The 25,270-nt window shown below is 72.0% G+C and carries 24 protein-coding genes; 7 read left to right on the top strand and 17 right to left on the bottom strand.

What is annotated here, in order from left to right; all coding sequences use genetic code 11:
* Positions 1-7: 7 nt before the first annotated feature.
* The 14 genes from ACIF83_RS22460 to ACIF83_RS22395 form a co-directional block, all read right to left on the bottom strand.
* A complete protein-coding gene (locus ACIF83_RS22460) occupies positions 8-1,516 on the bottom strand; it encodes a family 43 glycosylhydrolase (RefSeq protein WP_399729256.1) in 1,509 nt (502 codons plus the stop codon).
* Positions 1,513-2,430, bottom strand: a complete 918-nt coding sequence (locus ACIF83_RS22455) for a PmoA family protein (protein WP_399729253.1) — start codon at positions 2,428-2,430, stop codon at positions 1,513-1,515. Before ACIF83_RS22455 ends, ACIF83_RS22460 begins: the two co-directional genes overlap by 4 nt.
* Positions 2,430-3,569 (bottom strand): Gfo/Idh/MocA family protein, encoded by a 1,140-nt coding sequence (locus ACIF83_RS22450; protein ID WP_399729250.1) that lies wholly within the window; start codon positions 3,567-3,569, stop codon positions 2,430-2,432. The genes ACIF83_RS22455 and ACIF83_RS22450 overlap by 1 nt, the downstream gene beginning before the upstream one ends.
* Before the next feature lie 172 nt (positions 3,570-3,741).
* Positions 3,742-4,626 (bottom strand): carbohydrate ABC transporter permease, encoded by an 885-nt coding sequence (locus ACIF83_RS22445; RefSeq protein ID WP_399729247.1) that lies wholly within the window; start codon positions 4,624-4,626, stop codon positions 3,742-3,744.
* Entirely contained in the window at positions 4,623-5,558 is a 936-nt protein-coding gene (locus ACIF83_RS22440) for a carbohydrate ABC transporter permease (RefSeq protein WP_393481942.1), read from the bottom strand. The genes ACIF83_RS22445 and ACIF83_RS22440 overlap by 4 nt, the downstream gene beginning before the upstream one ends.
* A 99-nt stretch (positions 5,559-5,657) precedes the next feature.
* A complete protein-coding gene (gene araD, locus ACIF83_RS22435; protein WP_399729244.1) occupies positions 5,658-7,388 on the bottom strand; it encodes an L-arabinonate dehydratase in 1,731 nt (576 codons plus the stop codon).
* Positions 7,376-8,287 carry a dihydrodipicolinate synthase family protein gene (locus tag ACIF83_RS22430; protein WP_393481936.1) on the bottom strand — a complete coding sequence of 304 codons (912 nt, stop codon included), beginning with the start codon at positions 8,285-8,287 and terminating at the stop codon, positions 7,376-7,378. The genes araD and ACIF83_RS22430 overlap by 13 nt, the downstream gene beginning before the upstream one ends.
* Positions 8,284-8,940: a GntR family transcriptional regulator gene (locus tag ACIF83_RS22425; protein ID WP_393481933.1), complete on the bottom strand. Its 657-nt coding sequence runs from the start codon at positions 8,938-8,940 to the stop codon at positions 8,284-8,286. Before ACIF83_RS22425 ends, ACIF83_RS22430 begins: the two co-directional genes overlap by 4 nt.
* A gap of 297 nt (positions 8,941-9,237) precedes the next feature.
* Entirely contained in the window at positions 9,238-9,435 is a 198-nt protein-coding gene (locus ACIF83_RS22420) for a hypothetical protein (RefSeq protein WP_393481930.1), read from the bottom strand.
* 197 nt (positions 9,436-9,632) lie between these two features.
* Complete coding sequence (locus ACIF83_RS22415; protein ID WP_393481928.1) at positions 9,633-10,394, bottom strand: MBL fold metallo-hydrolase; 762 nt, start codon at positions 10,392-10,394, stop codon at positions 9,633-9,635.
* 208 nt (positions 10,395-10,602) lie between these two features.
* Positions 10,603-10,875: a hypothetical protein gene (locus ACIF83_RS22410; RefSeq protein WP_393481925.1), complete on the bottom strand. Its 273-nt coding sequence runs from the start codon at positions 10,873-10,875 to the stop codon at positions 10,603-10,605.
* An 11-nt stretch (positions 10,876-10,886) separates the two neighbouring features.
* On the bottom strand, positions 10,887-11,192 hold the full coding sequence (locus ACIF83_RS22405; RefSeq protein WP_399729239.1) for an antibiotic biosynthesis monooxygenase: 306 nt from the start codon (positions 11,190-11,192) through the stop codon (positions 10,887-10,889).
* A 97-nt stretch (positions 11,193-11,289) separates the two neighbouring features.
* Positions 11,290-11,877 (bottom strand): TIGR03086 family metal-binding protein, encoded by a 588-nt coding sequence (locus ACIF83_RS22400; protein WP_399729236.1) that lies wholly within the window; start codon positions 11,875-11,877, stop codon positions 11,290-11,292.
* Positions 11,874-12,335: a DUF6010 family protein gene (locus ACIF83_RS22395; RefSeq protein ID WP_393481916.1), complete on the bottom strand. Its 462-nt coding sequence runs from the start codon at positions 12,333-12,335 to the stop codon at positions 11,874-11,876. The genes ACIF83_RS22400 and ACIF83_RS22395 overlap by 4 nt, the downstream gene beginning before the upstream one ends.
* Positions 12,336-12,479: 144 nt before the next feature.
* Between ACIF83_RS22395 and ACIF83_RS22390 the strand changes: the two genes are divergently transcribed.
* Entirely contained in the window at positions 12,480-13,715 is a 1,236-nt protein-coding gene (locus ACIF83_RS22390) for an MFS transporter (RefSeq protein ID WP_399729233.1), read from the top strand.
* Here ACIF83_RS22390 and ACIF83_RS22385 read toward each other — a convergent pair.
* Positions 13,652-14,815, bottom strand: a complete 1,164-nt coding sequence (locus ACIF83_RS22385; protein ID WP_399729230.1) for a hypothetical protein — start codon at positions 14,813-14,815, stop codon at positions 13,652-13,654. The two genes, ACIF83_RS22390 and ACIF83_RS22385, sit on opposite strands and share 64 nt — an antisense overlap.
* Positions 14,812-15,753: a 5-dehydro-4-deoxyglucarate dehydratase gene (locus ACIF83_RS22380; protein ID WP_393481908.1), complete on the bottom strand. Its 942-nt coding sequence runs from the start codon at positions 15,751-15,753 to the stop codon at positions 14,812-14,814. The genes ACIF83_RS22385 and ACIF83_RS22380 overlap by 4 nt, the downstream gene beginning before the upstream one ends.
* A 222-nt stretch (positions 15,754-15,975) precedes the next feature.
* Between ACIF83_RS22380 and ACIF83_RS22375 the strand changes: the two genes are divergently transcribed.
* The 6 genes from ACIF83_RS22375 (at position 15,976) to ACIF83_RS22350 (ending at position 22,069) form a co-directional block, all read left to right on the top strand.
* A complete protein-coding gene (locus ACIF83_RS22375; RefSeq protein ID WP_398138619.1) occupies positions 15,976-16,800 on the top strand; it encodes an NAD-dependent epimerase/dehydratase family protein in 825 nt (274 codons plus the stop codon).
* 284 nt (positions 16,801-17,084) lie between these two features.
* Positions 17,085-17,855, top strand: a complete 771-nt coding sequence (locus ACIF83_RS22370) for a DeoR/GlpR family DNA-binding transcription regulator (protein ID WP_393481902.1) — start codon at positions 17,085-17,087, stop codon at positions 17,853-17,855.
* Positions 17,856-17,932: 77 nt separating this feature from the next.
* Positions 17,933-19,306, top strand: coding sequence for an ABC transporter substrate-binding protein (locus tag ACIF83_RS22365; protein ID WP_399729226.1), 1,374 nt, complete (start codon positions 17,933-17,935; stop codon positions 19,304-19,306).
* Entirely contained in the window at positions 19,303-20,241 is a 939-nt protein-coding gene (locus ACIF83_RS22360; protein WP_393481896.1) for a carbohydrate ABC transporter permease, read from the top strand. Before ACIF83_RS22365 ends, ACIF83_RS22360 begins: the two co-directional genes overlap by 4 nt.
* Positions 20,238-21,083, top strand: coding sequence for a carbohydrate ABC transporter permease (locus tag ACIF83_RS22355; RefSeq protein WP_393481893.1), 846 nt, complete (start codon positions 20,238-20,240; stop codon positions 21,081-21,083). Before ACIF83_RS22360 ends, ACIF83_RS22355 begins: the two co-directional genes overlap by 4 nt.
* Entirely contained in the window at positions 21,080-22,069 is a 990-nt protein-coding gene (locus ACIF83_RS22350; RefSeq protein WP_393481890.1) for a zinc-dependent alcohol dehydrogenase family protein, read from the top strand. The genes ACIF83_RS22355 and ACIF83_RS22350 overlap by 4 nt, the downstream gene beginning before the upstream one ends.
* A gap of 36 nt (positions 22,070-22,105) precedes the next feature.
* Here ACIF83_RS22350 and ACIF83_RS22345 read toward each other — a convergent pair whose 3' ends face one another.
* Positions 22,106-25,267, bottom strand: a complete 3,162-nt coding sequence (locus tag ACIF83_RS22345; protein WP_399729221.1) for a CHAT domain-containing protein — start codon at positions 25,265-25,267, stop codon at positions 22,106-22,108.
* Positions 25,268-25,270 lie beyond the last annotated feature (3 nt).

Raw genomic sequence — 25,270 nt, 5'->3', positions numbered from 1 at the left:
CGGGGCACTACAAGGGGCTGATCCGGAACTCCGCGAAGGTCGCCGCCCCCGCATGCCCCGGACCCTCGGGTGCGGCGGCGAACAGGCCGAGCAGGGCGCCGACCCAGCGCCAGGGGGTGGCCGCGAAGACGGGCCCGGAGGGGCGCGGGCCGTCTCCGACGTCGTACGAGAAGTGGCAGCGCGCCCCCGCCGCCACCTCGATCCGCAGGCGGGCCCGTCCCTCGGGCGCGACGCACGGCACACCGGCGTCCCGCTCGCGCTCTGCCACTGCCTCGGCGAATCGGTGCACGAGCCGGACCGTCCCGTCGGCCCCTCGCTCGAGCCCGATCCACCCGAAGGCGTCCCCGAGCATCGCGAGCCCCGCCCGGGCGCCCGGCTCGGTGCCGTCCAGGCGTAGCTCGACCTCGATCGCGCTCGGCGGGCCGGGCAGGCGCTGGGTGAGGACGTGCGGCAGCTTCCGCAGGTCGTGGGCGTCGGCAGAGCGGACGCAGGTCAGTCGCAGGCCGTCCCCGCAGTGGTGGGTGGCCCAGCCGTCGCCCGGGTTGGCCGGCCACTGCCACTGGCGGCCGAACCGTCCGCCGGGGAAGTCGTCGTCGGTGGCGGGAGCGGCGGGGGGCTGCGGCGGGAGATCGGGGCGGCGGTGTACGACGACGGGGGCACCGTCGTCGCCGAGCACGGGCCAGCCTTCCTCGGCCCAGCGCATCGGCTGGAGGTGCACGACCCTGCCGTAGGCGCCCCGCTGCTGGAAGTGCAGGAACCAGTCCTCGCCGGCCGCGGTGCGCACCCAGCCGCCCTGGTGCGGCCCGTTGACCTCGGTGTCCCGCTGTTCCAGGACGATCCGCTCCTCGTACGGCCCGAAGAAGCCGCGTGAGCGGAAGGCGCCCTGCCAGCCGGTCTCCACTCCCCCGGCGGGCGCGAGGATCCAGAACCAGCCGTCGTGCCGGTAGAGCTTGGGGCCCTCCAGAGTGAACCAGCCGGGGATGCGGTCGCCGTCGACGATCACCTTGCCCTCGTCGAGGAGGGAGGTGCCGTCGGGGTGCATGCGGTGGCCGGTGAGCCGGTTCTTGATGCCGGAGCGGGACCTGGCCCAGGCGTGCACGAGGTAGGCGTCGCCGGTCTCGTCGTCCCACAGCGGACACGGGTCGATCAGGCCCTTGCCCGGCTTGAGGAGGTGCGGGCGGGTCCAGGGGCCGCGGACCTCGGGGGCGTTGATCTGGTAGATGCCCTGGTCGGGGTCGCCCCAGAAGATCCAGAAGCGTTCGTCGTGGTGCCGGATCGCCGGTGCCCAGACCCCGCGGTCGTGCCGGGGGGCCGCGAACTCCGCCTCCGGTTGCAGGCGTTCGAGGGCGTGGCCGACGAGGGTCCAGTTGACGAGGTCGCGCGAGTGCAGCAGGGGCAGGCCGGGTACGCGGCCGAAACTGGAGGCGGTGAGGTAGAAGTCGTCGCCGACGCGGACGACGTCCGGGTCGGACCAGTCGGCGTTCAGGACCGGGTTCCGGTAGGTCCGGCTCGTCACCGGCCCACCGCCTTGCGGACCAGCGCGGCCGCCTCACCGCGCTCCAGGCGGCCGTCGGCGACGACGGTGACGACCCGGCGTACGAGGGTCTCGCCGGGCGGTACCGGCAGCCGTTCCGTGTGCGCCAGCGAGGAGCCCACGCCCGGGTACTCGGCGGCGCGCACGAACCACGGGTCGCGCCGGGTGTCCTCGGTGGCCCCGGCGAAGACCAGCGTCCAGCCTCCCCCACTCTCGGCTCCTCCCCCACTCTCGGCTTCGCTCGAGCGGGGGGACCCCCATGAGCGGGGGGACCCCCATCCGGCCAGCGCGAGCCAGTCGGCGCGGGTGCCGTGCACCTCGGCCTCGCCCTCGCGGTCGGCGGTGAAGACGTCCGGCGCCGACTCCTCCTTGCGGGCCCGCCAGAAGAAGCCGCCGTAGGCCGCGCCGGGCCGCCCGTTGGTGGCGGGGCTCCCGATGGACAGCGGGCCCGATGTGACGTTGGTGAGGGAGAAGGTGAAGTCCAGCGCCCAGGCGGTGTCGGTGAGTTCGGTGGCGGCGACGGTACGGCGCTCGCGCAGCAGCTCGGCTCCGGCGGCGACCCAGCGCAGCTCGGCCACGAAGCCGTCGGGGTCGCGCAGCTGGAAGGCGGTGTGCCGCTGGGAGCCGTGGTTGTCCAGCTCGGTCGGCCCGTGGTCGCGCACGAAGGTGCGCCCGCCCCAGAAGTTGTGCCCCTCGACGTCGGGAACGGCGACACCGACGCCGAGGTGGTGTGCGTGGTCCGCGGGGCTCAGCTCGGTGACCGCCGTGCCGGCCAGGGTGGTGACGGGATGCAGATAGGGGCGCGGGGCGAGCCGGTCCGGCAGCTCGGGCCGGGTGACGTACCGGCCGACCGGGCGGCCGGCGACCCGCAGGACCGGGGTGTCGTGTTGCGTCATCACGTGCTCACCTCTTTCGGTAGGGCCCAGGGGGCGCCCAGCTCGGAGTAGAGGGCGAGGGTGTCGGCCGAGGCCGCGACCAGGCCGTCGATGCCGGACACGACCCGGCGCCGCTCGGCGGGCAGCAGACGCCAGGCGGACTCGGGCAGCGGGGCGGGGTCGGGGGCGCTCCTGATGGCCTCGACCACCTGCATGAAGGCGCCGGTCTCGTCCGGGGTCACCAGCAGCGGCGCGCCGGTGGTGAGGTGTTCGACCAGGTTCTCCAGCAGGTCCGTGCGGCCGTACGCGGACTCCTCGGGGCCGTGGCCGGCCCGCTGGAGCAGCACTCGGTCCTGCTTGTACCAGAAGGTGATCCGGCCGCTGTCGCCGTGCACCAGGACGTACGGCTCCCCCGGTTCCTCGGCGCACAGGGTCGCGGCGACCGTGACCGGGCCGCGCGGGGTGCGTACGCGGACGCAGGAGGTGTCGTCGGACTCGATGTCGTTGGCGCGCAGCAGCTCGGTCTCGATGCCGGTGATGTCCTCGGCGCGGGTGGTGCCGAGCAGGGCGAGGCCGGTGGCGACGGCGTGGGCGAGGGGGTTGGTGAGCACCCCGTCCACCACGTCGACGCCGTTCAGGCGCCGCCGGCCCGCCCAGGGCGCCCGCCGGTAGTAGGCCTCGTCGCGGGCCCAGGCCCCGGCGCCGCCGACTCCGAGGATCTCGCCGATCGCGCCCTCGGCGACGAGCCGCCGGATCGCGGGCAGGGCGTGCGAGCCCAGCGACTGGAACCCGATCTGGCATGCCGCACCGGCTTCGGCGATCCCGTCGGCCATCCGCCGGTACTCGGCGTAGGAGGGCGCGGGCGGCTTCTCCAGCAGGAGGTGCACGCCCCGCTCGGCGGCCCGCAACGCGAGGTCGGTGTGGGTGGGGATGGGCGTGCAGACGACGGCGATCCTCGCTCCGGTGGCGTCGAGGAGCGCCCCGAAATCGGCGGACTGCTCCGGCGTGCCCAGGCCGTCGGGGATCTCCTCCTGGCTCAGCGGGGTCAGTTCGCAGATCCCGGCCAGCCGGACGAGGCCGTTCGCCTGGAGCCGGCGGATGTTGTCCAGGTGCCAGCGGCCGTGGCCGCGCGCGCCCGCCAGGACGATGGGTACGGTCATGGGATCCTCCCTGCGCCCGCACCGCGCGCCACCTCTCGGCCGGCCACCGCGGCGCTGTCGATCTTTCCGTGCAGGGTAGGTGTCCAGCCGACGTCGGCCGTGAGGTCTCGCTCGCCGTCCGGGACGCGGAGGAGTCCCAACAGGGCGGTGCTCACCGTGATCCGACGGAGTCTCATCCCTTCACCGCCCCCGCGCTGAAGCCGGTGATCAGCCACTTCTGGATGAAGGCGAACACGATCACGACCGGTACGGCCGCGATGATGCCGCCCGCAGCCAGAGCGCCCAGGTCGACGCTGTCCGCGCTCATCAGGGTGCTGAGGCCGACCGGGATGGTCTGCTTGCTCTGATCGGAGAGGAACATCAGGGCGAACAGGAAGTGGTTCCAGGCGTGCACGAAGGCGAAGGAGCCGACGGCGATCAGCCCGGGCCGCAGCAGCGGCAGGACGACGATCCGGAAGGCGGCCAGCCGGTCGCAGCCGTCCACCCACGCGGCCTCCTCCAGGGAGTACGGCACGTTCCGGATGAACCCGCTGATCAGGATCATCGACAGCGGCAGCTGGAAGACCGTCTCGGCGATGACGACGCTGCCCAGCGAGTTGATCATCTGGAGCTTGGCGAAGATCTGGAACAGCGGGACCAGCAGCAGGGCGCCCGGCACGAACTGGGAGCAGAGCAGGGCGAGCATGAAGCCGCGCTTGATCCGGAAGTCGAAGCGGGCGAGGGCGTAACCGCCGGCCAGGGCGACCACGGTGGTCAGCACGAGCGTGGCGAGGCCGACGTAGACGCTGTTGGCGAAGTAGGTGGCGAAGCTGCGCTCGGTCCACACCTTCTGGAAGTGCTCGAAGGTCATCGGCCAGGGGACCAGGGAGGTGGAGCCGGCCGGGCGGAGCGCGAAGAGCAGGATCCAGTAGAAGGGGATCAGGGTGAAGAGGAGGTAGATCGCGAGAGGGACGTAGATCTGCCGGCGCGGGACCTCGTCCCAGGCGCGGCGCCTGCCGCGCGGCCGGGCGGGCTCGGACGCCACGCGCTCGGGTGCGGGAGCGATCTCGGTGATCACTTGGTCTCACCTCCGAACTTGCTCAGCCGCAGATAGACGATCGAGCAGAAGAGCAGGATCACGAACGCCACCGTGGTCAGCGCGGAGGCGTAGCCGAAGTTGTGGGCGTCGACGCTGGTGTTGGCGATGTAGAGCGGGAGGGTGGTGGTCTCCCCCGCGGGTCCGCCGCCGGTGAGGGTGTAGAGCAGGTCGACGTTGTTGAACTCCCACACCGCGCGCAGCAGCGTGGACAGGACGATCGCGTCCTTCAGATGGGGCAGCGTGATGTGCCAGAACTGCTTGAGGCGGCTCGCCCCGTCGACCTCGGCGGCCTCGTACAGGTCCTTCGAGACGGACTGGAGGTCGGCGAGGATGAGGATCGCGAAGAAGGGGACGCCCCGCCAGAGGTCGGCGACGACCGCGGCCGGGAAGACGGTCGAGGTGTCGGACAGCCAGCTGGTGCCGTACGACCCGACACCGGCGTCGGCGAGATAACGCGTGATACCCGTCTGGGAGTTGTAGAGCAGCACCCAGATCGCGGAGGTCAGCACGCCGGAGACGGCCCAGGGCGAGAACACCAGCGCCCGGCCCACCGCCCGTCCCACGAAGGTCTGGTTGACGATGAGCGCCAGCGCGAGTCCGAACAGCAGCTGCAGCCCGACTTCGACCACGACCCACTTGGCGCTGAAGGTCAGCGTGTCCCAGAACTGCGGGTCGTGCGCGAAGGCCTGGGTGAAGTTGTCGAAGCCCGCGAAGCCGTTCCGCCACGGCTTGGTGGGGTTGTAGTTCTGCAGGCTGTAGTAGAAGACGCTGAGCACCGGGTAGGCGATGAAGCCCAGCATGAGCAGGGCCGCCGGGGCGATCAGCAGGTACGGCAGCCTGCGCGGGGTCGCGGAGGCACGGCGCCGCCGGGGTGGCGCGGGCGGTTTCGCCACGGCTGCGGCTTGGGCCATGACTGTTCTCCGTTTCGCAGTGGGACTGGTACAGCGCGTACAGGAAGCGCTTGCTACATACACATGGGTGAAGCGCTTCACCAGGGGCGGTGCGGGGGCTCAGCCGGCGTACGGGTCCGGCACCTTGCCCGGGCGGGCCAGGAACTCGAAGTCGCAGCCGGTGTCGGCCTGGGTGATCTGTTCGTTGTAGAGGGCGCCGTAGCCGCGCTCGTAACGGGCGGGCGGCGCTGTCCACTCGGCCCGCCTGCGCTCCAGCTCCTCGTCGTCCACGTGGAGATGGAGTGTGCGTGCCTCGACGTCCAGGGTGATGGGGTCCCCGGTGCGCACCAGCGCCAGCGGGCCGCCGACGTACGACTCCGGTGCCACGTGCAGCACGCAGGCGCCGTAACTCGTTCCGCTCATCCGGGCGTCGGAGATCCGCACCATGTCCCGCACGCCCTGCCTGAGCAGGTGGTCCGGGATGGGGAGCATGCCGTACTCGGGCATGCCCGGGCCGCCCTTGGGGCCGGCGTTGCGCAGTACGAGCACGCTGTCGGCGGTGATGCCGAGGGACGCGTCGTTGATGGTGCGCTGCATGGTCCGGTAGTCGTCGAAGACGACGGCGGGGCCGGTGTGCTTGAGCAGGTGGGGCTCGGCGGCGATGTGCTTGATGACGGCTCCGTCGGGGCAGAGGTTGCCGCGCAGCACCGCGACCCCGCCCTCGCTCGCGACCGGGTTGTCGCGGCGGCGGATGACGTCGTCGTCGTGCACCTGCGCGCCGTCCAGCTGCTGGCGCAGGGTGTCGTGCGCGACCGTCGGCCGGTCGAGGTGGAGCAGGTCCGGGATCCGGGAGAGGAAGCCGGGCAGGCCGCCGGCGAAGTGGAAGTCCTCCATGAGGTAGCGCTGTCCGCCGGGGCGGACGTCGGCGAGGACCGGGACCGTGCAGGCGATGCGGTCGAAGTCGTCCAGCGTCAGCCTCACTCCGGCCCGGCCCGCCATGGCGATCAGATGGATCACGGCGTTGGTGGAGCCGCCGAGGCCGAGCACGGTGGTGACCGCGTCCGCGAAGGCCTCCCGGGTGAGGATCTCGCTCAACCTGCGGTCCTTGTGGACCAGTTCGACGATCGTCAGGCCCGCCCTGGCGGCCATCCGGTCGTGTCCGGAGTCCACCGCCGGGATGCTGGACGCGCCGGGCACGGTGACGCCGAGCGCCTCGGCGGCCGCGGTCAGCGTGGACGCCGTCCCCATGGTCATGCAGTGGCCCGGCGAACGGGCCAGGCCGCTCTCCAGCTCGGCCATCTCGCAGTCCCCGATGAGGCCGGCCCGCTTGTCGTCCCAGTACTTCCACATGTCGGTGCCGGAGCCGAGCACCTCGCCCCGCCAGTGGCCCGGGAGCATGGGCCCGGCCGGTACGAAGACGGCGGGCAGGTCCACCGAGGCGGCGCCCATCAGCAGGGCGGGCGTGGACTTGTCGCAGCCGCCCATCAGGACGGCGCCGTCGACCGGGTACGACCGCAGCAGTTCCTCGGTCTCCATCGCGAGCAGGTTGCGGTAGAGCATGGGGGTCGGCTTCTGGAAGGTCTCGCTGAGCGTGGAGACCGGGAACTCGAGCGGGAAGCCCCCGGCCTGCCAGACCCCGCGCTTCACGGCCTGCGCCCGGTCCCGCAGGTGCACATGGCAGGGGTTGATGTCCGACCAGGTGTTGAGGATCGCGATGACCGGCTTGCCCAGGTGTTCCTCGGGCAGGTAGCCGAGCTGGCGGGTACGGGCGCGGTGGCTGAAGGAGCGCAGGCCGTCGGCGCCGTACCACTGGTGGCTTCTCAGCTCGTGCGGCTGCTTCATATCGACCATCCGGCGGCGATGGCGGTGACCTCGGCGCGCTCGTCCTCGGGCAGTTGCCTGCTCGGCGGGCGGACGTCCCGGCGGCACAGGCCGAGCGCGGCGAGCGCCTCCTTGACGACGGTGACGTTGTTGGCGGAGCCGTGGGCGGCGCGCAGTTCCTCGAAGCGGCGGATCTGCTCCCAGACCTTCATGGCGGCCGGGTAGTCGCCGGATCGAAGCGCTTCGATCATGTTCAGCGAAACGGCCGGGGCGACGTTCACGAGCCCCGAGGTGAAGCCGGTGGCGCCCGCGGAGAAGTAGGAGGGTGCGTACGGTTCGGCGAGGCCCGCCACCCAGACGAAACGGTCCAGGCCCGCGTCCCGTGCGAAGGCCGCGAAGCGTGCGGCGTCCGGGACGGCGTACTTCACGCCGATGACGTTCGGGCAGTGGTCGGCGAGTTCGGCGAGGCGGGCGCCGGGGAGCTGGGCGTTGCGGATGTAGGGGACCACGCCCAATTCGGGCACGGACTCGGCGATGGCGCGGTGGTAGTCGACCCAGCCGGCCGCCGAGACGTACGGGTGGACGGGCTGGTGGACCATCACCATCTGCGCGCCGAGTGCGCGGGCGTGCCGGGCGGAGGCGGTCGCGGTGGGCAGGTCGTGGCCGACGCCGACCAGGATCACGGCGCGGTCGCCGGCCTCGTCGACGGTCATCTCGGTGACCAGGCGGCGCTCTTCGGGGGTGAGGGCGTAGAACTCGCCGGTGTTGCCGTTCGGGGTGAGGGTGCGGATCCCGCCGTCGAGCAGGCGACGCAGCAGGGCCCGGTGGGTGTCCTGCGCGACGGAGCCGTCCTCGGCGAAGGGGGTCACCGGGATGGCCACCACGTCGGCCAGGGCCGCCCGTTGGGTCTCGAACGTCACGCTGCTCATTCCTGCCCTTCCTCCGGGTGCGGCTCGGGGAAAGCCCGCTGCACGAACGACGCGATGTGGGCGTGCAGGGCGCTCGCGGCGCCGTCCGCGTCGCCGTCCAGCGCGAGCCGCAGGATCTCCCGGTGCTCGGCGGCCTCCCGCTCCCAGGAGGGATCGGTCGCCCAGGCCACGGCCGAGACGAGGGCGGCCTGGTCGCGGACCTCGTCCAGCATCCGGCCGAGCAGCGGGTTGCCGCACGGCAGATAGAGGGCGCGGTGGAACTCCCGGTTGGCCAGGGAGCGTTCGGCGGTGTCCGCGGCGGTGTCGGCTCGGGTGAGCGCGTCCCGGGCCGCGTCGAGGGGCGCGCCCCGGTGCACCGCGCGGCGCAGCGCCTCGGGCTCCAGCAGCAGCCGCACGTCGTAGACCTCGCGCGCCATGTCCGCGTCCACCATGCGCACCGTGACGCCCTTGTACTGGCTCATCACGACGAGACCGGTCCCGGCGAGCGTCTTCAGCGCCTCCCGCACGGGGGTCTTGGACACTCCGTACTGCGCGGCCAGCTCCGTTTCGACCAGGGCCTGACCGGGCGTCAACTGCCCGGTCAGAATGCGGTGTTTGATCGCGTCGAGCACGTATTGCGTACGGGACGGGATCGGGGTGGGCACAGAGGTCATGCGGCCCTCTCGGATCTCACATATCGCGTCTCATATATGACGTACGAAGTACGACGCGTTGAAGGTAGGAGGGGACCCGGGTTTCGTCAATGCTTCTGACAAAAGAACTCGGCGTCGACGCGTCGGTGCGCCCGACGCACGGCGGTCAGCCGGCATTCCCGCCCGCGGCCCGCCGTCGCGGCGCCGCGTAGTGGATGTCCTGGGTGCCCCGGGCGAGGACCGGACCGTGGAAAGTGCAGCCGCCGAAGTCGACCGAGTCTCCCCCGGCTTCGGCCCCCGGGTGCGGAAGTCGCCCACTCATGTCGGCCGGGGGCCGTGGGCGACGGTCCGGGCTCCCTCGCCGGTGGCCGGGCCGTGGAACAGGTCCCGCCCGGCCCGGTCCCGCCAGGACCGCGGGGTCCGGCCCACCTCTCCGCCGTCCCGCCCTCCCGCCCGCCCGGGTTCGCGCACCGCCCACGCGAACATGCGGCCCGCCGCGATTCCGGCACTCGACACGACGCCCCCCGGAGCAGCCCGACAACACCTCGCCCGTACCCGCGACAGCACCCCCCGTGCCCGGGATCGCGGCTTGTGACGGCTCTGAGAGCGGCAAGGCACACCTGTCCCCGCACGACACCTGGCCGATGCCCGTGCGCATGCCCCCGGTCAACCGGTCGGAATCGCCGCCCCGGCTCCCGGCGGCACGGGGCGGCTCAGACGGTGTGCCTGCCGCCCTCCACGGCGGTGGACGTGGGCCGGCCGAAGGCCGCGGCGGCTCGCCCGGTGGCCGCCTCGCGGGTGAGCGTGGGGCCGACGTGGGTGACGAGCAGCTCGCGTACATGTGCGTCCCGGGCGATGCGGCCGGCGTCCTCGGGCGTCAGATGCACCTGTCGGGGATGTTCGCCTTCGCGATGCTCGTCGATGTCCGCCTCGCACAGGAACAGATCGGCGCGGGAGGCGAGTTCGGTGAGCGCGGGGCAGGGTCCGCTGTCTCCCGAGTAGGCCAGGACGCTGCCCTGGGACTCGGCGCGCAGTCCGTACGCCTCGGTGTCGTGGGCGACGGCGCGGGCGGTCAGACGGAGGTTCCAGTGCCGGACGTCGTGGCCGTCGTACAGGTCCCGGAAGTCGAAGACGCCCTTCAGGAACTCGGTGTCGGGACGGCCGAAGAAGCCGGCCAGCCGGCGCGCGCAGTCCTGGGGCGCGTACACCGGGATCGGCGCGTGCGGGGCCATGCCGCCGAACGCGAAGGCGTAGGCGGCGGCGAGCAGGTCGGCGCTGTGGTCGGCGTGCAGATGCGAGATCCAGATCGCGGTGAGCCGGGCGGGATCCGTGTGCCGCTGCAATGCGGCGAACGTACCGGGCCCCGCGTCCACCCACACCTCGGCGCCGCCGCCGGACACCAGATAGCCGGAGCAGGGCCGGTCGGGGCCCGGGTGCGGCGAGGCGGTACCGAGGACGGTGAGGGTGAGCGGCATGGCAGGAGAGTACGACGCCTTTCGCCCGGCTCCGGCTCATTTCGCCAAGTGGAACCCGGTGGCGGAGCCGGGCGGCGCGGAGCCGGGCGGCGCGGAGCCGGGCGGCGCGGAGCCGGGCGGCGCGGAACCCGGCGTCGGCGGGGACCCGCCGTGGCGCCTCCGTTCCCGCCATGGCGCCTCCGTTCCCCGTCCGGACCAGGGGTCCTGCTCAGATCTCCATCACGGCGTCGCAGTCGGGGCAGACCACGGACGCGTACTCGGCGGGGTACCACGGCGCCCCGGGGTGCTCGGCAGGCTTCCACTGTGCCGGTTCCATGGCGAAGGTGTCCTTGCCGCACAGTGTCCGCGGGCCGGCGGCGTCCGGCCTGCCGGGGGCGGTGGGCACCGCGTGCACCCGGCGCGGAAGGCATTCCGCGCCGGGCGGGGAGGTGTGGGCGGCCGCCGGACGGTCGAGCTCGTACACGACGACGATCTCGCTCATGTCAGCCGCGCTCACCCATGGCCGCCACCGGGGAGGGTGAGTTCACGGCCGCGGTAGAAGCCCTCGCTCTCCGAGACGACGTACGGGGCCATGGCCGCCCGCCGCTGCGCCTCCGGGTCGGAGGTCCGCCACGCGTCGCACGACTCCTGGGTGTCCCAGAACGACACGCCGGTGATCTCCTGCCCGTCCTCGGACCAGTACGCGTAGGCGCGGTGCAGGCCCGGCGGGGCGGGGGCCGGGCGCCATGCCCGCTCGAACTCCTCCAACGTGCCCGGCTGAAGGCGGCGCGTCGTCACCCACACGTAGTGCTCCTGCATGGCGGCGTCCTCTGTAGTACGTGTACGGCCTGACCCCCCTCTCAGGTCACCGTAGGGCCGATGCGCCGCTTCCGCCGCCCGGAGATCGCCGGTGCGCCTACGGGCACCACCCCGGATCCCGCCCGCTCAGCCCCACCGCCCGGTCCAGCAGCGGCGCCTCGGCCGGGACCGGGACGACCGGGCCGAAGGGGCCGTTGCCGCGGTTCGGGTCGTCGGTCGCCGCGACGAGGAAGCCGTGGGCCGAGGTGAGGGCCGCGGGGTCGGGGGCGTAGGGGATGCCGGTGGCGCGGGCCAGGTCCCAGCCGTGGATCACCAGCTCGTCGGCGACGACCGCACCCGCGACCGCGCCGGGCAGGTCCACCCCGCCCGCGCGGGTCATGCCGGTCCAGGCGGCCGGGTCGCGCCAGGCGTCGGCGAGATCGTCCAGCACCTTGGGCAGTTCCTCGCGCCAGCCGGGGCCGATGTCCGGGACGACGGTGTTCGAAGGGGTGTCGGTGTTCGTCCCCAGGTCCTTGCGGGCGGCGTCACGGAAGGCGACGGACAGGCCCAGCAGGTGGCCGAGCAGATTGCGTACCGCCAGGTCGGGGCACGGGGTGGGGCCCGACAGCTGGGCGTCGGTCACGGATTCCGCGAGCCGTGCCAGGATCCGGGTCTGTGGTCCGAGGTCGAGAATCGGGTCGGTCATGTCCTGCTCCTTGGGGGTTGCGCTGCCCGTACGGAGGGGTGACCGGCCGGCTCGGCGAAACTCATCGGTGTCCTGCGTCGGCGCAGCCACTGCCAGGGTGACCGACCGCCCGCGAAGCACCACAGCGCGATCACCGGATCGCAGAGCGCGCACCCGAACGACGAGTCGTGGGCGAACGGGATGATCGGGTGACCCTTGAGATGGTGCACGACGTCCCACGCGGTGTGCAGCAGCCAGCCGACGCCGATGAAGGTCCAGGAGTCCAGACCCCGGTAGGCGACGTAGGTGGCCACCGCGGTGAACGCGAACTCCCAGCCGCCGAGGCCCCCGCCGCTGAGGTAGGCGGCACCCGCGCCGGCGATCATCACCGCGCCGGTGCGGCGCCGGTGCGGCTCGGGAACGAGGGACATGAGCAGGACGTAGAGCAGGCCGATGAGGATCGGGGCGATGTAGCGCATGCGGTCGACGGTAGGGACGGGGCCGCGGCCGCCCCAGGGGGGTGAGTGACAGGTTCCGACGGATTGTCGCCGCGACGGTCACGCGCGCGGATAAGGCAGGTGACCGATCCGTGTGCACCCCCCTTAGGGCCACGATGAGCAGGCATGACGACTTCGTGGCCCGTGACGCGGGTGCTGCGGGACCGCAACGCCGGGCTGTATCTCACGGGCTTGCTGGTGTCCGCCTTCGGAACCTCCTCGCTGTGGCTGGCCTCCGGCGTATGGGTCAAGGACCTCACCGGTTCCAATGGTCTGGCCGCCCTGTGCACGCTCGCGATGTGGGCACCCACCCTGGCCGGCCCGGCACTCGGCACCCTCGCCGACCGCTTCCACCGAAAGACCCTGCTCATCACCCTGAACCTGGGCCTGGCAGCCCCCCTCCTCACCCTCCTCACCGTCGACTCGCCCGGCGGCCTGTGGCTGCTGTTCGCCGTGCTGTTCCTGTACGGCGCCGCCGGCGTCGTCAGTGAGGCCGCCGAGTCGGCCCTGGTCGCCGCCGTCGTCGCCCCGGGCCTGCTCGGCGACTTGAACGGACTGCGGTTGACCGTCACGGAGGGCATGAAGCTCGTCGCCCCGCTGACCGGCGCGGGCCTCTACGCGGTCTACGGCGGTCCGGCCGTCGCCTGTCTCGACGCGGTCACCTTCGTGCTCGCCTCCGGGCTGTGCGCCCTCCTGCGCGTACCCGAGGAACGGCCCGCCCGGCCGGGTGACGGCTGGTGGGGCCGGACCACCGAGGGCGTCCGCCGTCTGTGGGGGCACCCGGGGCTGCGTCCGCTGGTCCGGGCGGGCGGTACGACGATGCTCCTCGCCTCGCTGGGCAGCACCACGCTGTACGCCGTCGTGGACCGCCTCGGGCACTCCCCCGCCTATGCGGGTGTGCTGTACGCCGTCCAGGGGGCGGGCTCGGTGGCGGTCGGGCTGGTCTCCGGGCCGGCGCTGCGGCGGCTGGGCGGGCGCCGGTTCGCGGCGGCCGGGATCGCCCTGACGGCGGCCGGAGTGGCCGCGCGGGCCGTGCCGTCGGATCCGGTGGCTCTGCTGGCCGGCGCCGCCGTCGGCCTCGGTCTGCCCTGCGTGCTGATCGCCGCGCTCACCGCCGTGCAGCGGGAGACCCCGGGTCCGCTGCTGGGCCGGGCGACCGCCACCGCCCACACGCTGATGTTCACGCCGAACGTGGTCGGGCTGGCCGTCGGGGCCGGCCTGGTCGAACTGGCCGGCCCCGGGCTGCTGCTGCCCCTCTACGGCCTGGCGCTGCTGCTGACGGCCGCCGCGCTCGCGGCTCAGCGCGCGCCGAGCGCCTCGCGCACCGCCGTGAGGTCCCCGTCCGACGCCAACCCGGCGTGATACAGCCGCAGTTCCGTCGCGCCCCGGGCACGCGCGCGTGCCGCGTCGGCCGCGAGTGTGCCGGGGCTGCCGCCCATCCCGGAGACCACCGTGAAGTTGGCGGCCAGTACCGTCCCCTCGCGCGCCTGCTCGGCGAAGGGCGCCAGCAGGTCCGTACCGCCCGTGCACGGCACCACCACGCCGTCCGCGACGGAGAGGACGTGGGCCGGGTCGACGCCGACGTTGGCGCCGCAGTGGTACGGCACCGGGTCCGCGTGCAGCAGGACCTGGAAGCCGTCGGGTGCGGCGGCGCGTACGGCGGTGACGGCCTGCTCCTGGAGGGTGCGGGCGGTGGCGTCGCGCCACGCGCGCGTGGCGGCCGCGGTGTCCTGGCCGAGGAGCTTCTCGACCGTCGGCCAGCCCCCGTCGTCGGTCGCGCCCCGCCACAGCGGCTCCAGGGCGTCGCGTACGGCGGTCGCCAACCCGTCGGCGTCCAGGCCCTGTTCGGCGTACCCGGCGCGGCAGGCGGGACAGAAGCAGAGCGACATCAGGTACTGCCCGGCGTCCCCGAGACCGACCCCGGAGGTCTTGTCGTGGGCGTGCAGATGCTGCAGCCCGTACCAGCCGAGGGACTCCAGTTCGGTGCCGTGCGCGCCGGGGCGTACGGCGGCCTCGGCGGCCAGGTCGACCAGGTACGCGCGCGTGGCGTGCTGGGCGATGCAGGGGGCCCACGGGTAGCGGTCGCCGTAGGCGTTGACGACCGAGGTGTCCGGATGTTCGGCGCCCAGGCGGGAGTTGTGCGCGAGGACGACCCAGGTGTGCACCTCGAGCCCGGCCGCGGCGAGCGCCTCGGCGGCCTCTCCGTAGGCGTCCGCGGGGGCCCAGCGCCCGGCGGCGTACGGCCGCAGGCCGCGGCCGGCCCAGCGGTTGCCGACCGGGTACAGGACGGCCGCGTACTCGGCGGTGACGATGCGGTGGCGCGGGTGGCGGGGGGTCAGGGCGCGGGTGGAGTGGTAGGCGGACGCGAGGGTCACCTGCCCCACGCCGAGTGCGGCGATACGGGCGGGGGCCTCGGGGTCCCCGTTGACGTCCCAGGGGTAGACGAACGCCGACGCCTTCACGCGTCCTCCTCCAGCAGCGCGTGGCCGCGCTCGATCAGCTGAGCGAGCTGCTTGACGTGGTCCTCGCCGGGCTCGTGCAGCGGGGGCCGGACCTCGCCGACGTCCAGGCCGCGCAGCCGTACGCCCGCCTTGACGAGCGAGACGGCGTAGCCGCGGCCCTGGGCGCGCAGTTCCACGAACGGGCGGTAGAAGCCGTCCAGGAGGCGGCGCACGGTGTCCTGGTCGCCCGTCCGAAGGGCCCGGTGGAAGGCGAGGGCGATCTCGGGGGCGAAGCAGAAGACGGCCGAGGAGTACAAGGTGATGCCGAGGGCCCGGTAGGCGAGCTGGGTCTGCTCGGCGGTGGGCAGGCCGTTGAAGTACAGGAAGTCGCCGGGGACCTCGGTGCGGACGGCGCTGACGATCCGCTGCATCAGGTCCAGGTCGCCGAGGCCGTCCTTGAGACCGACGACGCCGTCGGTGCGGGCCAGCTCGACCACGGTGTGCGGGGTGAAGACGGCGTTGTCCCGCTGGTAGACGATCACCGGCAGGGCGGTGGCGGCGGCGACCTCCCGGTAGTGCCGCAGCAGACCCTCCTGGCCGGCCAGCACGAGGTACGGCGGCATGGCGAGGAGCCCGTCGGCGCCGGCGTCCTCGGCGAGACGCGCGTAGCGGACGGCGAGCGCGGTGCCGTAGCCGGCGCCCGCGATCACCGGGACGCGCCCCTCGGCCGCCTCGACGGCCGCCCGCACGCAGGCCTCGAACTCCTCCGGCAGCAGCGCGTGGAACTCCCCGGTGCCGCAGCAGGCGAACACGGCGGCTGCCCCGGCCGCGACACCCCGGCGCACATGGGTGCGGAAGACATCGAGGTCGACGGAGCCGTCCGGGCCGTAGGCCGTGACGGGGAAGAACAGCGGCCCGCTCGGGTCGCGGAGCCGGGCGGCGAGAGGGGCTGGCGTCACGGGCGCTCCCAGTCGGTGCACGTTTCTGATCGGCGTCTATATTTCTGAACACCTTCACGCTACGGGCCCGTCTCGGAGCGGGTCAAGCGGGCAAACCCGCAACACAGCAACGGATTTCCCCACGCCACGGCACACTTGACTAGGTCCGCCGGCGCTCCCTAGCGTGTCCACGAATGTGAATCACGTCCACGCATGCGGCCGCTGTCGTCAAGGAGATCGAGGATGCCCGCTCCCCGCACCGTGCTGCTCACCGGCGCCGCCGGCGGGCTCGGCACCCTGATGCGGTCCCTGCTGCCGGAGTACGGCTACACGCTGCGCCTGTTCGACGTGCGCCCCGTCGAGGGCGCGCCGGACGCCATCACCGCGGACCTCACCGACCCGGAGGCGCTGCGCGAGGCGGTGCGGGGCGTGGACGCGATCCTGCACCTCGCGGGCATCTCCCTGGAAGCGCCCTTCGAGAAGATCCTGAAGTCGAACATCGAGGGCACCTACAACCTGTACGAGGCCGCCCGCCTCGAAGGCGTACCGCGGATCGTCTTCGCCTCCTCCAACCACGCCGTCGGCTTCACCCCGGCCCCGCGCCCGGGCACACCTCTTGATTCAAGAGTGCTGATCCCGATCGACACCCCACACCGCCCCGACACCTTCTACGGCCTGTCCAAGGCCTTCGGCGAGGACCTCGCCCAGCTCTACTGGGACCGGCACGGCCTGGAGACCGTCTCGGTGCGCATCGGCTCCTGCTTCCCGGAGCCGACCGGCGTGCGCATGCTCTCGGTCTGGATGAGCCCGGCCGACGGCGCCCGCCTCTTCCACGCGGCCCTCACCGCGGAGGAGGTCGGCCACACCGTGGTCTACGGCTCCTCGGCGAACACCCGCCTCTGGTGGGACCTCACGACCGCGCGGTCACTCGGCTACGAGCCGCAGGACGACTCGGAGCCGTACGCCGAGAAGCTGATCGCCGAACAGGGCGAGCTGGACCCGGAGAACCCGGCCCACAGCCACCTGGGCGGGCACTTCGTGAACGATCCGCCGATCTGGCCGTACTGAGCCTCCGGCGGGACCGGGAATCCGGCGAGGCGGCGGAAAACGATCGCTCATCGCGGCGGGCGGGCACCGAACGGGCCCGCCCGCCACCGTGTTCGGGCATCCGGGCCGCCCGCTCCCACCTCTCGCCCGGCAGCCGCGCAGGTCCGAGGCGGGCACGCCGCTACGCAAACGGGCACACACGGGCAGTATCGAGCCCGCAACAGGCCTGGTCAGCGCCGCACACCCGCTGTAGAACTTCCCCCATGGGCCCGAACGGGCAGCTCCACAGGGAAGAGGGTGACGACATGAGCACGAGGACGGCGGAAGAACGCCAGCGCGAGATCGTGCTGGCCGCGCGCGCCACGGGCTCGGTCGACGTCACCGCACTCGCCGCCCGGCTGGGCGTGGCCAAGGAGACCATCCGGCGCGACCTGCGCGCCCTGGAGGACCACGGGCTGGTCCGCCGCACCCACGGCGGCGCCTACCCGGTCGAGAGCGCCGGCTTCGAGACGACACTCGCCTTCCGCGCCACCAGCCACGTCCCCGAGAAGCGCCGGATCGCGGCCGCCGCGGCCGAGCTGCTGGGGGACGCGGAGACGGTCTTCGTCGACGAGGGCTTCACCCCGCAGCTCATCGCCGAGGCCCTGCCGACGGACCGGCCGCTGACCGTGGTCACCGCGTCCCTGCCCGTCGCGGGCGCCCTCGCCGAGGCCGAGAACATGTCGGTCCTGCTCCTCGGCGGACGGGTCCGCTCCGGCACCCTGGCGACCGTCGACCACTGGACGACCAGGATGCTGTCCGGCTTCGTGGTCGACCTCGCCTTCATCGGCGCCAACGGCATCTCCCGCGAACACGGTCTGACCACCCCCGACCCCGCCGTCAGCGAGGTCAAGGCCCAGGCCATCCGCGCCGCGCGCAGGACGGTCTTCGCGGGCGTGCACACCAAGTTCGGAGCGGTCAGCTTCTGCCGGTTCGCCGAGGTCGGCGCCCTGGAGGCGATCGTGACGAGCACACTGCTCCCGGCGGCCGAGGCCCACCGCTACTCCCTGCTGGGCCCGCAGGTCATCCGGGTCTGAAGAACCGAACACAGTCCCCCAGGGGCACACCCGTGCCGCAGGTGCCCCTTATCTACCCATACGTCCAGGAGCACTCCATGCAAACCCAGAGCCGCCGAACGCCTCGCGCACTGTTTGCCGTGGCCGCCGCAGGAACGCTGATCACTCCACTGCTCGTCGGCTGCTCGGGCGCCGGGGGCGCCGGCGGCGGGTCCTCCGCGCACTCCATCAACGTCCTGATGGTGAACAACCCGCAGATGGTGGAGTTGCAGAAACTCACCGCCGACCACTTCACCAAGGACACCGGGATCAAGGTGAACTTCACCGTCCTGCCGGAGAACGACGTCAGAGACAAGATCAGCCAGGACTTCGCCAACCAGGCGGGCCAGTACGACGTCGCCACGCTCAGCAACTACGAGATCCCGATCTACGCCAAGAACGGCTGGCTCCACCCGATCGACTCGTACGTCAAGAACGACGCCGCCTTCGACCAGCAGGACATCCTCAAGCCGATGCAGCAGGCTCTCACCGCTTCGGACGGCAAGCTCTACGGCGAGCCCTTCTACGGCGAGTCCTCCTTCCTGATGTACCGCAAGGACGTCTTCCAGAAGAAGGGCCTGGCCATGCCGGCCAAGCCCACCTGGAAGCAGGTCGCCGACCTCGCCGCCAAGGTGGACGGGGCCGAGTCCGGGATGAAGGGCATCTGTCTGCGCGGGCTGCCCGGCTGGGGCGAGGTGATGGCTCCACTGACCACCGTCGTCAACACCTTCGGCGGCACCTGGTTCGACAAGGACTGGAAGGCACAGGTGGACTCCACGGAGTTCAAGCAGGCCACGCAGTTCTACGTCGACCTGGTCCGGGGGCACGGCGAGTCCGGCGCCGCGCAGTCCGGCTTCGCCGAGTGCCTGAACGACATGACGCAGGGCAAGACGGCCATGTGGTACGACGCCACGTCCGGCGCGGGTTCACTGGAGGCCTCCGGTTCCCCGGTCAAGGGAAAGATCGGCTATGTCCCGGCCCCGGTCGAGAAGACCGACAGCTCAGGCTGGCTCTACACCTGGGCGTGGGGCATCCAGAAGGCGTCCAAGAATCCCGACGACGCCTGGAAGTTCATCTCGTGGGCGTCCGGCAAGGACTACGAGAAGCTCGTGGGCGAGAAGGCAGGCTGGGCCAACGTGCCGGCCGGCAAGCGTTCGTCGACGTACGACATCCCGGAGTACCGCAAGGAGGCGGCCGCCTTCGCGGACGTCACCCGGAACTCCATAGCCAGTGCCAAGCCGAACGACCCGGGTGTGCAACCCCGCCCCGCGCCCGGCATCCAGTTCGTCGGCATCCCCGAGTTCACCGACCTGGGCACCAAGGTCTCCCAGGAGATCAGCTCCGCCATCGCCGGCCGGGAGTCCGTGGACAGTGCGCTGCAGAAGTCGCAGCAGCTCGCCCAGGCCGTCGCCAAGAAGTACGAGGGATCATGACCGTCACGACCTCCGCCCCGGTCGCCGCCGCCGCTGCGCGGCCTGCGCCCCGGCGGCCGAACCGTATGCGTGCGTGGGCCGTCCGGGCCCCTCTGCTGCCCGCGCTGGTCTTCATGGTCGTGGTGACCCAGCTGCCCTTCGTGGCGACCGTGGTGATCTCGTTCTTCGACTGGAACGCCCTCTATCCGAAGGCCCGTCACTTCGCCGGCGTCGACAACTACCGCCAGGTCCTGACCGACCCGGACCTGCGCCACTCGGTGTGGACGACGGTCCTGCTGACGGTCACGGTGGTCATGGTCAGCCTGGTCCTGGGCCTCGCAATAGCGTTGCTGCTCAACCGGAGGTTCCGGGGCCGCGGCGTAGTCCGCACCCTGCTGATAGCCCCGTTCCTGCTGGTCCCCGTCGCTGCGGCCCTGCTGTGGAAGCATGTGCTCTACAACCCCGAATACGGACTGTTCAATGGGTTGTTGCACTATGTCGGAGGCCCCCAGCCGGACTGGATCTCGAACACCCCGCTCCTCGCGATCGAGGCCTCGCTCGTCTGGCAGTGGACGCCGTTCATGATGCTGATCCTGCTGGCGGGACTGCAGAGCCGCGACCCCGAGCAGATCGAGGCGGCGCGGGTGGACGGTGCGAGCGACTGGCAGATCTTCCGCCACCTCACGCTCCCCCATCTACGCCGCTACCTCGAACTGGGCTCCCTGCTGGGCTCGATCTACATCGTCCAGAACTTCGACGCGGTATTCACGATCACCTCCGGCGGCCTGGGCACCGCGAACCTCCCCTACACCGTCTACCAGAGCTTCTACCAGGCCCATGAGAACGGCCTCGCCTCGGCCGCCGGCGTCCTGGTCGTCATCGGCTCGATCGTCATCGCGACCTTCGCCCTGCGCGTGGTGTCGTCCCTGTTCCGCGAGGAGGTGTCCCGCGCATGAGCGCCGTCGCCATACGCATCCGCAGCCGCCGCGGAGTGGGCCTCGGCCTGCTGGCCTGGGTGGTCGGTCTGCTGTTCTTCCTGCCCATCGCATGGATGGCTCTGACCTCCTTCCACTCGGAGGCCGACGCCGCTACGAATCCCCCGTCCTTCGGTGCGGCTCTGACGCTGGACGGCTACCGCGACTTCTTCGGCACGGGCGGCGGCGCGAGCCCCTGGCCGGCCTTGATCAACTCGACCATGGCGTCGGTGTTCTCGACGCTGTGCGTGCTTCTGCTGGCCTTCCCGGCGGCGTACGCGCTCTCCATCCGCCGGGTGAAGAAGTGGACGGACGTCCTGTTCTTCTTCCTCTCCACGAAGATGCTGCCGGCGGTGGCGGGCCTGCTGCCGGTGTACCTCTTCGCCAAGAACGCCGGGATGCTCGACAACATCTGGCTGCTGGTCGTCCTCTACACCTCCATGAACCTGCCGATCGCGGTGTGGATGATGCAGTCCTTCCTCGCCGAGGTCCCGGTGGCGGTGATCGAGGCGGCGCAGATCGACGGCGCCCGCCTGCCGACGATCCTCGCCCGCGTGGTGGCCCCCATCGCCCTGCCCGGCATCGCCGCCACCGCCCTGATCTGCTTCATCTTCAGCTGGAACGAACTGCTCTTCGCCCGAGTCCTGACGGGCGTGGTCGCCGAGACCGCCCCCGTCTTCCTGACCGGCTTCATCACCAGCCAGGGCCTGTTCCTGGCGAAGGTGTGCGCCGCGTCGCTCGTCATCTCCCTGCCGGTGCTCGCCGCGGGGTTCGCCGCCCAGGACAAGCTGGTCCAGGGCCTGTCGTTGGGAGCCGTGAAATGAAGGCCGCCGTCATCGAGTCCGTGGGCCGCGCCGTCGTCACCGAGGTCCCGGACCCGACGCCAGGTCCCCGCGACGTCGTCGTCGAGGTTGCCGCCTGCGGCCTGTGCGGCACCGATCTGCACATCCTCCAGGGAGAGTTCGCGCCCAAGCTGCCGATCGTCCCCGGGCACGAGTTCGCGGGCGAGGTGGTCGGGGTCGGCACCCAGGTCACGGAGGTCGGAGTAGGCGACCGCGTGGCCGTGGACCCCTCCCTCTACTGCCACGAGTGCCGCTACTGCCGTACCGGCCACAACAACCTGTGCGAGCGCTGGGCCGCGATCGGCGTGACGACGGCGGGCGGTGCGGCCCGGTACGCGGTGGCGCCGGTGGCGAACTGCGTGAAGCTTCCCGAACACGTCCGCACCCAGGACGCGGCCCTCGTCGAACCCCTGTCCTGCGCGGTACGCGGCTACGACGTCCTCCGCGCCCGCCTCGGCGCCCACGTCCTGATCTACGGCTCCGGGACCATGGGCCTGATGATGCTGGAACTGGCCAAGCGCACCGGCGCGGCGAGCGTGGACGTCGTGGACCTCAACCCGTCCCGCCTGGAGACGGCCCGCCGCCTCGGCGTCTCGGCGTCCGCCGCGAACGCGGACGAACTGGACCGCCCCCAGGGCTGGGACGTGGTCGTCGACGCGACCGGCAACGCGGCGGCGATCCAGGACGGCCTGGACCGGGTGGCGAAGGCGGGCACGTTCCTGCAGTTCGGGGTGGCCGACTACGCGACGCGCGTGACGATCGATCCGTACCGCATCTACAACCAGGAGATCACCATCACCGGTTCGATGGCGGTCCTGCACAGCTTCGAGCGGGCCGCGGAACTGTTCGCGAACGGGGTGCTGGACCCAGAGGTGTTCATCAGCGACCGGATCCCGCTGGAGCGGTACCCCGAGGCGCTGGAGCAGTTCGCGGCGGGCGTGGGGCGGAAGATCGTGGTGGTGCCGTAGCAGGTCGCAGGCGGGCGGATGTCCGCCCGCGACCGCTCAGCCGCCGAAGTGGATCAGCGTCGCCCAGCGGCTGGGCCGGTCCGGCCAGCCTCCCGAGGCCCACTCCGCCAGCCGGTTCAGCATTCTGGCGGGCTCCACGGCTTCACCCCGGCTCAGCCGCCGGGCCAACGCCTGGTGGAACCTGCCCGCGAGAAACGCGGCCGCCGCGTCGTCGACCGGCCACAGCGTCCCGACCGCGTGCCTGAATCCGGCCAGCACCAGGCCGGCGCAGAGCGTGATGGCCTCGTCCGTGAGGACGGTGCCGCCCCGGGCCGTGTCGCAGGCCGACAGATACGCCAGGAAGGCGTGACCCTCCAGGTCCTGGACCGACAGCTCGGCCACGGACAACGCGCCGTCGGCGAGCACCAGACCGCTGCGGGAGGGGTCGTCCGGGACGTTGACGCCGTGGCAGGCGAAGTGCGCGATCGCCGCACGGGACAGCGCCGAGGCCACCGCGGTGTGCGTCGCGTCGGCCCCGACGAGCGGAACCGAGCCGGGGTAGCAGTCGGCCACCGCCTTCGCCTCGGCCAGTACGCCCGGCAGGTCCGGCTGTCCCGGCGTCACCGGTATCGCCACCACGGACGCCGACCGGGCCGGCGCGGCCGGCATCGCGGGTTTCCGCAGCGCGGCGAGGGTGGGGGTGTAGGAGGAGACGACGCATTCCAGCGCGCACAGCTTCGCGGCGGAGCCGTCGGCGGGCCGCAGCGCGGCATGCAGCGGAAGCAGCGTCAGCGCGCCGGTCGGTGACCACCACAGGCACGGGCGCGACGCCGCGGGCGACCGGTGGTCCCACCCGAGCGCGGCCAGGACGGGCGCGACAACGGCGTCCCAGGTCCATGCGAGGACGGACGCCACGGCCCGCTCGGTCTCCTCCCCGCCTCCCCCCTCGGCCCTGGTGGGACCGCGCCGGTCCAGCGCGCCGTACAGGGCACTGACCTGCGCCGCCACACTGTCCGGCGTCACCAGCGGCAGGGGCACCACGACCGGCCGGCCGCCACCGGCTCCCACGATGATCGCGTCGCTGCGGTAACGGCTCAGGTTCAGCACCACCGCGGTCCGAGTCGACGTGTCAGTCGCAGGGGACGCCCCGGTCGCTGGGAAGTCCGCGAGACCGGGCAGGGTCCTGATGTGCTCGATCAGGTCCCGGAGATGCCGGGCGGCTTCGACACGGCGCGCCGTGTCCCCGACGGAGCGGACCAACTGCAGCGAGCCGTCGTCCTGATCGAGGGTCCTGCGCAGGGCCACGTACGTGTCGACAAGGGCGGGCGCCTTCTCGCGCAGCTCCTCGACCGCGGCTGCCCGGACCATCGCATGGCGCAGCAGCACACCCCGCCCCGATTCCAGCAATTGCAGCGCGAGTTCGGCCTGCCCGGCATGGAGAGCGGCCGCAGCCCCGTCCCGCAGCGCGTCGCCCAGTCTGATCAGCTGGAGCTCGCGGTCCCGGCGCCGCACCAACTCGCCGCCGGCCAGCGGGATCAGCCCGACCAGGCGGACACAGCCCTGCGCCGCCGACTCCCAGGCCGCTGCCGCCGTCGCGGTTTCGACCCAGCTGTAGGCGGAGTTCCACCGCACCCACAGGGGTGAGGACTCGTACTCGGCCGAGTGGCGGTAGGCCTCGACGGCGGCATCCAGATCCGTGCTGTCGTGGTGCCGCTCGAATCGGAGGGAGTGGGCCCGGCCCAGATGGTTGAGCCGGTGTCCGAGCTCGGGGCTGCCGTCGGGAGTCGTCTCGACCGACTCGGTGGCCAGGGCTGTCAGCTCGTCGATCTCGGCCGCGGACAGGACGGTGCCATGGTCGGCCGGCGCCCACAGCGAGGCCACCAGGTTGGCCAGCACGCGCGGCCGTATCGCGTCGCCGGGTCCGATCAGGGTCAGCGCGTGCCGCAGCACGGCTGCGGACTCCCGGGCGGCCGAGCCGTCGCCGTAGGGCATGGACTGCAGGGCGATACCGAAGTCGTTGAGCGCCGGGGCCAGCCGCGGGCTGTGCGGTGGGATCTCGTCCAGGAGATCCCGGAACATACGGACGGAGTCGTCGCCCGCGTCGGGATTGTGCGAGTACGCCCACCAGCTGTGGATCGTGGTGGCCTGCGACCAGCGGATCTCGAACGTCTGCTCTTCCGGCCAGCCGTGCTCCTCGGCTTCGCGCAACGCCCACTCGTGCACACCCATCGCTTCGGAGATCGATCCCCCGTCCGAGGCCAGCACTCCGCGATCGCGCAGAACCGTGCCCAGGTTCCAGATCCATCCCGGCCGTATCGAGGGGTCCAGCGCGGGGTGGGCGATGACGTGGGGCAGTCGCGCCAGCGCCTCGTCGAGCGCCGTGACGTCCGTGTTCCGGCCGTAGGTCCACAGCCCGGCGCAGAGATCGCCCTCGATGTTGGGGTGGTCCGGCGAGTCCTCGTCCACCATGTCCAGGGCGGCGCGGCGCACCTCGATGGCTCGCAGGATCGTGTCCTGGTCGAGGGTCAGGTCGTAGAGGGTGTCCAGGTGGCTGCCGAGCTGGGCCAGGTTCCGGGGGTCCGGTTCCGGGTCCCGGTCGCAGGCCCACTCCAGCAGAGTGACCGACAGCACGGCCATCCGCGGGTCGTGCTCGGTCCTGGCGATCCGGCCCAGCCCGGCACCGAAAACCACTGCCGCGTGCAGATGGGCGGGATCGGTGCCGTCGGACTCCAGCAGCTTGGCCACGGCACGCACCAGCAGCGAGGGGTCACCCTCGGTGTAGTAGGCATCGATCAGTTCCTGGACCTGACCGAGCAGGATGTAGCCGGCCTCGTTCGCCTCATACACTTCGTCCGCCTCGTCCGGCATCAGTGGGGAGCCGTCCGGGCCGATGATCCTTCCGGTGCTCATGTCGAAGACGACGGTGCTGTCGTCGTTCGGATCGAGGTCGTCGTTCCATCCCGGAGACACCACCTCGAGCAGTCGTCGCCAGACTTCCAGCGCCGCGGTGCCTGCCGGGCCGTCGTCGAAAGCCCTGTTGTAGTAGTAGTGCAGCAGTGCGGTCCGCTCCTCCGACTCCTGACGCAGGTCCGTCACCGCCATCAACCGCACCGCGGCGGCCTCCGCCTCGTCGCTGAGCAGGCCGAACCGGGCCAGTGCCGTACGCAGATCGGCCAGCAACCGCTCGGTCGGGCGCCGTACTTCCCCCTCGCCCCCCATCGG

The sequence above is a fragment of the Streptomyces sp. NPDC085866 genome, from assembly GCF_044541035.1.
GTDB lineage: Bacteria > Actinomycetota > Actinomycetes > Streptomycetales > Streptomycetaceae > Streptomyces.
The sequence above is the reverse complement of the archived record's forward strand: the minus strand, read 5'-3'. Positions and strand labels throughout refer to the sequence as shown.

What these genes read in the sequence shown, in the direction of transcription:
- ACIF83_RS22455 (WP_399729253.1), bottom strand. Translation starts at nt 2,430, where the DNA reads ATGACGCAACACGACACCCCGGTCCTGCGGGTCGCCGGCCGCCCGGTC.
- ACIF83_RS22450 (WP_399729250.1), bottom strand. Translation starts at nt 3,569, where the DNA reads ATGACCGTACCCATCGTCCTGGCGGGCGCGCGCGGCCACGGCCGCTGG.
- ACIF83_RS22440 (WP_393481942.1), bottom strand. Translation starts at nt 5,558, where the DNA reads ATGGCCCAAGCCGCAGCCGTGGCGAAACCGCCCGCGCCACCCCGGCGG.
- araD (WP_399729244.1), bottom strand. Translation starts at nt 7,388, where the DNA reads ATGGTCGATATGAAGCAGCCGCACGAGCTGAGAAGCCACCAGTGGTAC.
- ACIF83_RS22430 (WP_393481936.1), bottom strand. Translation starts at nt 8,287, where the DNA reads ATGAGCAGCGTGACGTTCGAGACCCAACGGGCGGCCCTGGCCGACGTG.
- ACIF83_RS22425 (WP_393481933.1), bottom strand. Translation starts at nt 8,940, where the DNA reads ATGACCTCTGTGCCCACCCCGATCCCGTCCCGTACGCAATACGTGCTC.
- ACIF83_RS22415 (WP_393481928.1), bottom strand. Translation starts at nt 10,394, where the DNA reads ATGCCGCTCACCCTCACCGTCCTCGGTACCGCCTCGCCGCACCCGGGC.
- ACIF83_RS22410 (WP_393481925.1), bottom strand. Translation starts at nt 10,875, where the DNA reads ATGAGCGAGATCGTCGTCGTGTACGAGCTCGACCGTCCGGCGGCCGCC.
- ACIF83_RS22405 (WP_399729239.1), bottom strand. Translation starts at nt 11,192, where the DNA reads ATGCAGGAGCACTACGTGTGGGTGACGACGCGCCGCCTTCAGCCGGGC.
- ACIF83_RS22400 (WP_399729236.1), bottom strand. Translation starts at nt 11,877, where the DNA reads ATGACCGACCCGATTCTCGACCTCGGACCACAGACCCGGATCCTGGCA.
- ACIF83_RS22395 (WP_393481916.1), bottom strand. Translation starts at nt 12,335, where the DNA reads ATGCGCTACATCGCCCCGATCCTCATCGGCCTGCTCTACGTCCTGCTC.
- ACIF83_RS22390 (WP_399729233.1), top strand. Translation starts at nt 12,480, where the DNA reads ATGACGACTTCGTGGCCCGTGACGCGGGTGCTGCGGGACCGCAACGCC.
- ACIF83_RS22375 (WP_398138619.1), top strand. Translation starts at nt 15,976, where the DNA reads ATGCCCGCTCCCCGCACCGTGCTGCTCACCGGCGCCGCCGGCGGGCTC.
- ACIF83_RS22370 (WP_393481902.1), top strand. Translation starts at nt 17,085, where the DNA reads ATGAGCACGAGGACGGCGGAAGAACGCCAGCGCGAGATCGTGCTGGCC.
- ACIF83_RS22365 (WP_399729226.1), top strand. Translation starts at nt 17,933, where the DNA reads ATGCAAACCCAGAGCCGCCGAACGCCTCGCGCACTGTTTGCCGTGGCC.
- ACIF83_RS22360 (WP_393481896.1), top strand. Translation starts at nt 19,303, where the DNA reads ATGACCGTCACGACCTCCGCCCCGGTCGCCGCCGCCGCTGCGCGGCCT.
- ACIF83_RS22355 (WP_393481893.1), top strand. Translation starts at nt 20,238, where the DNA reads ATGAGCGCCGTCGCCATACGCATCCGCAGCCGCCGCGGAGTGGGCCTC.
- ACIF83_RS22350 (WP_393481890.1), top strand. Translation starts at nt 21,080, where the DNA reads ATGAAGGCCGCCGTCATCGAGTCCGTGGGCCGCGCCGTCGTCACCGAG.
- ACIF83_RS22345 (WP_399729221.1), bottom strand. Translation starts at nt 25,267, where the DNA reads ATGGGGGGCGAGGGGGAAGTACGGCGCCCGACCGAGCGGTTGCTGGCC.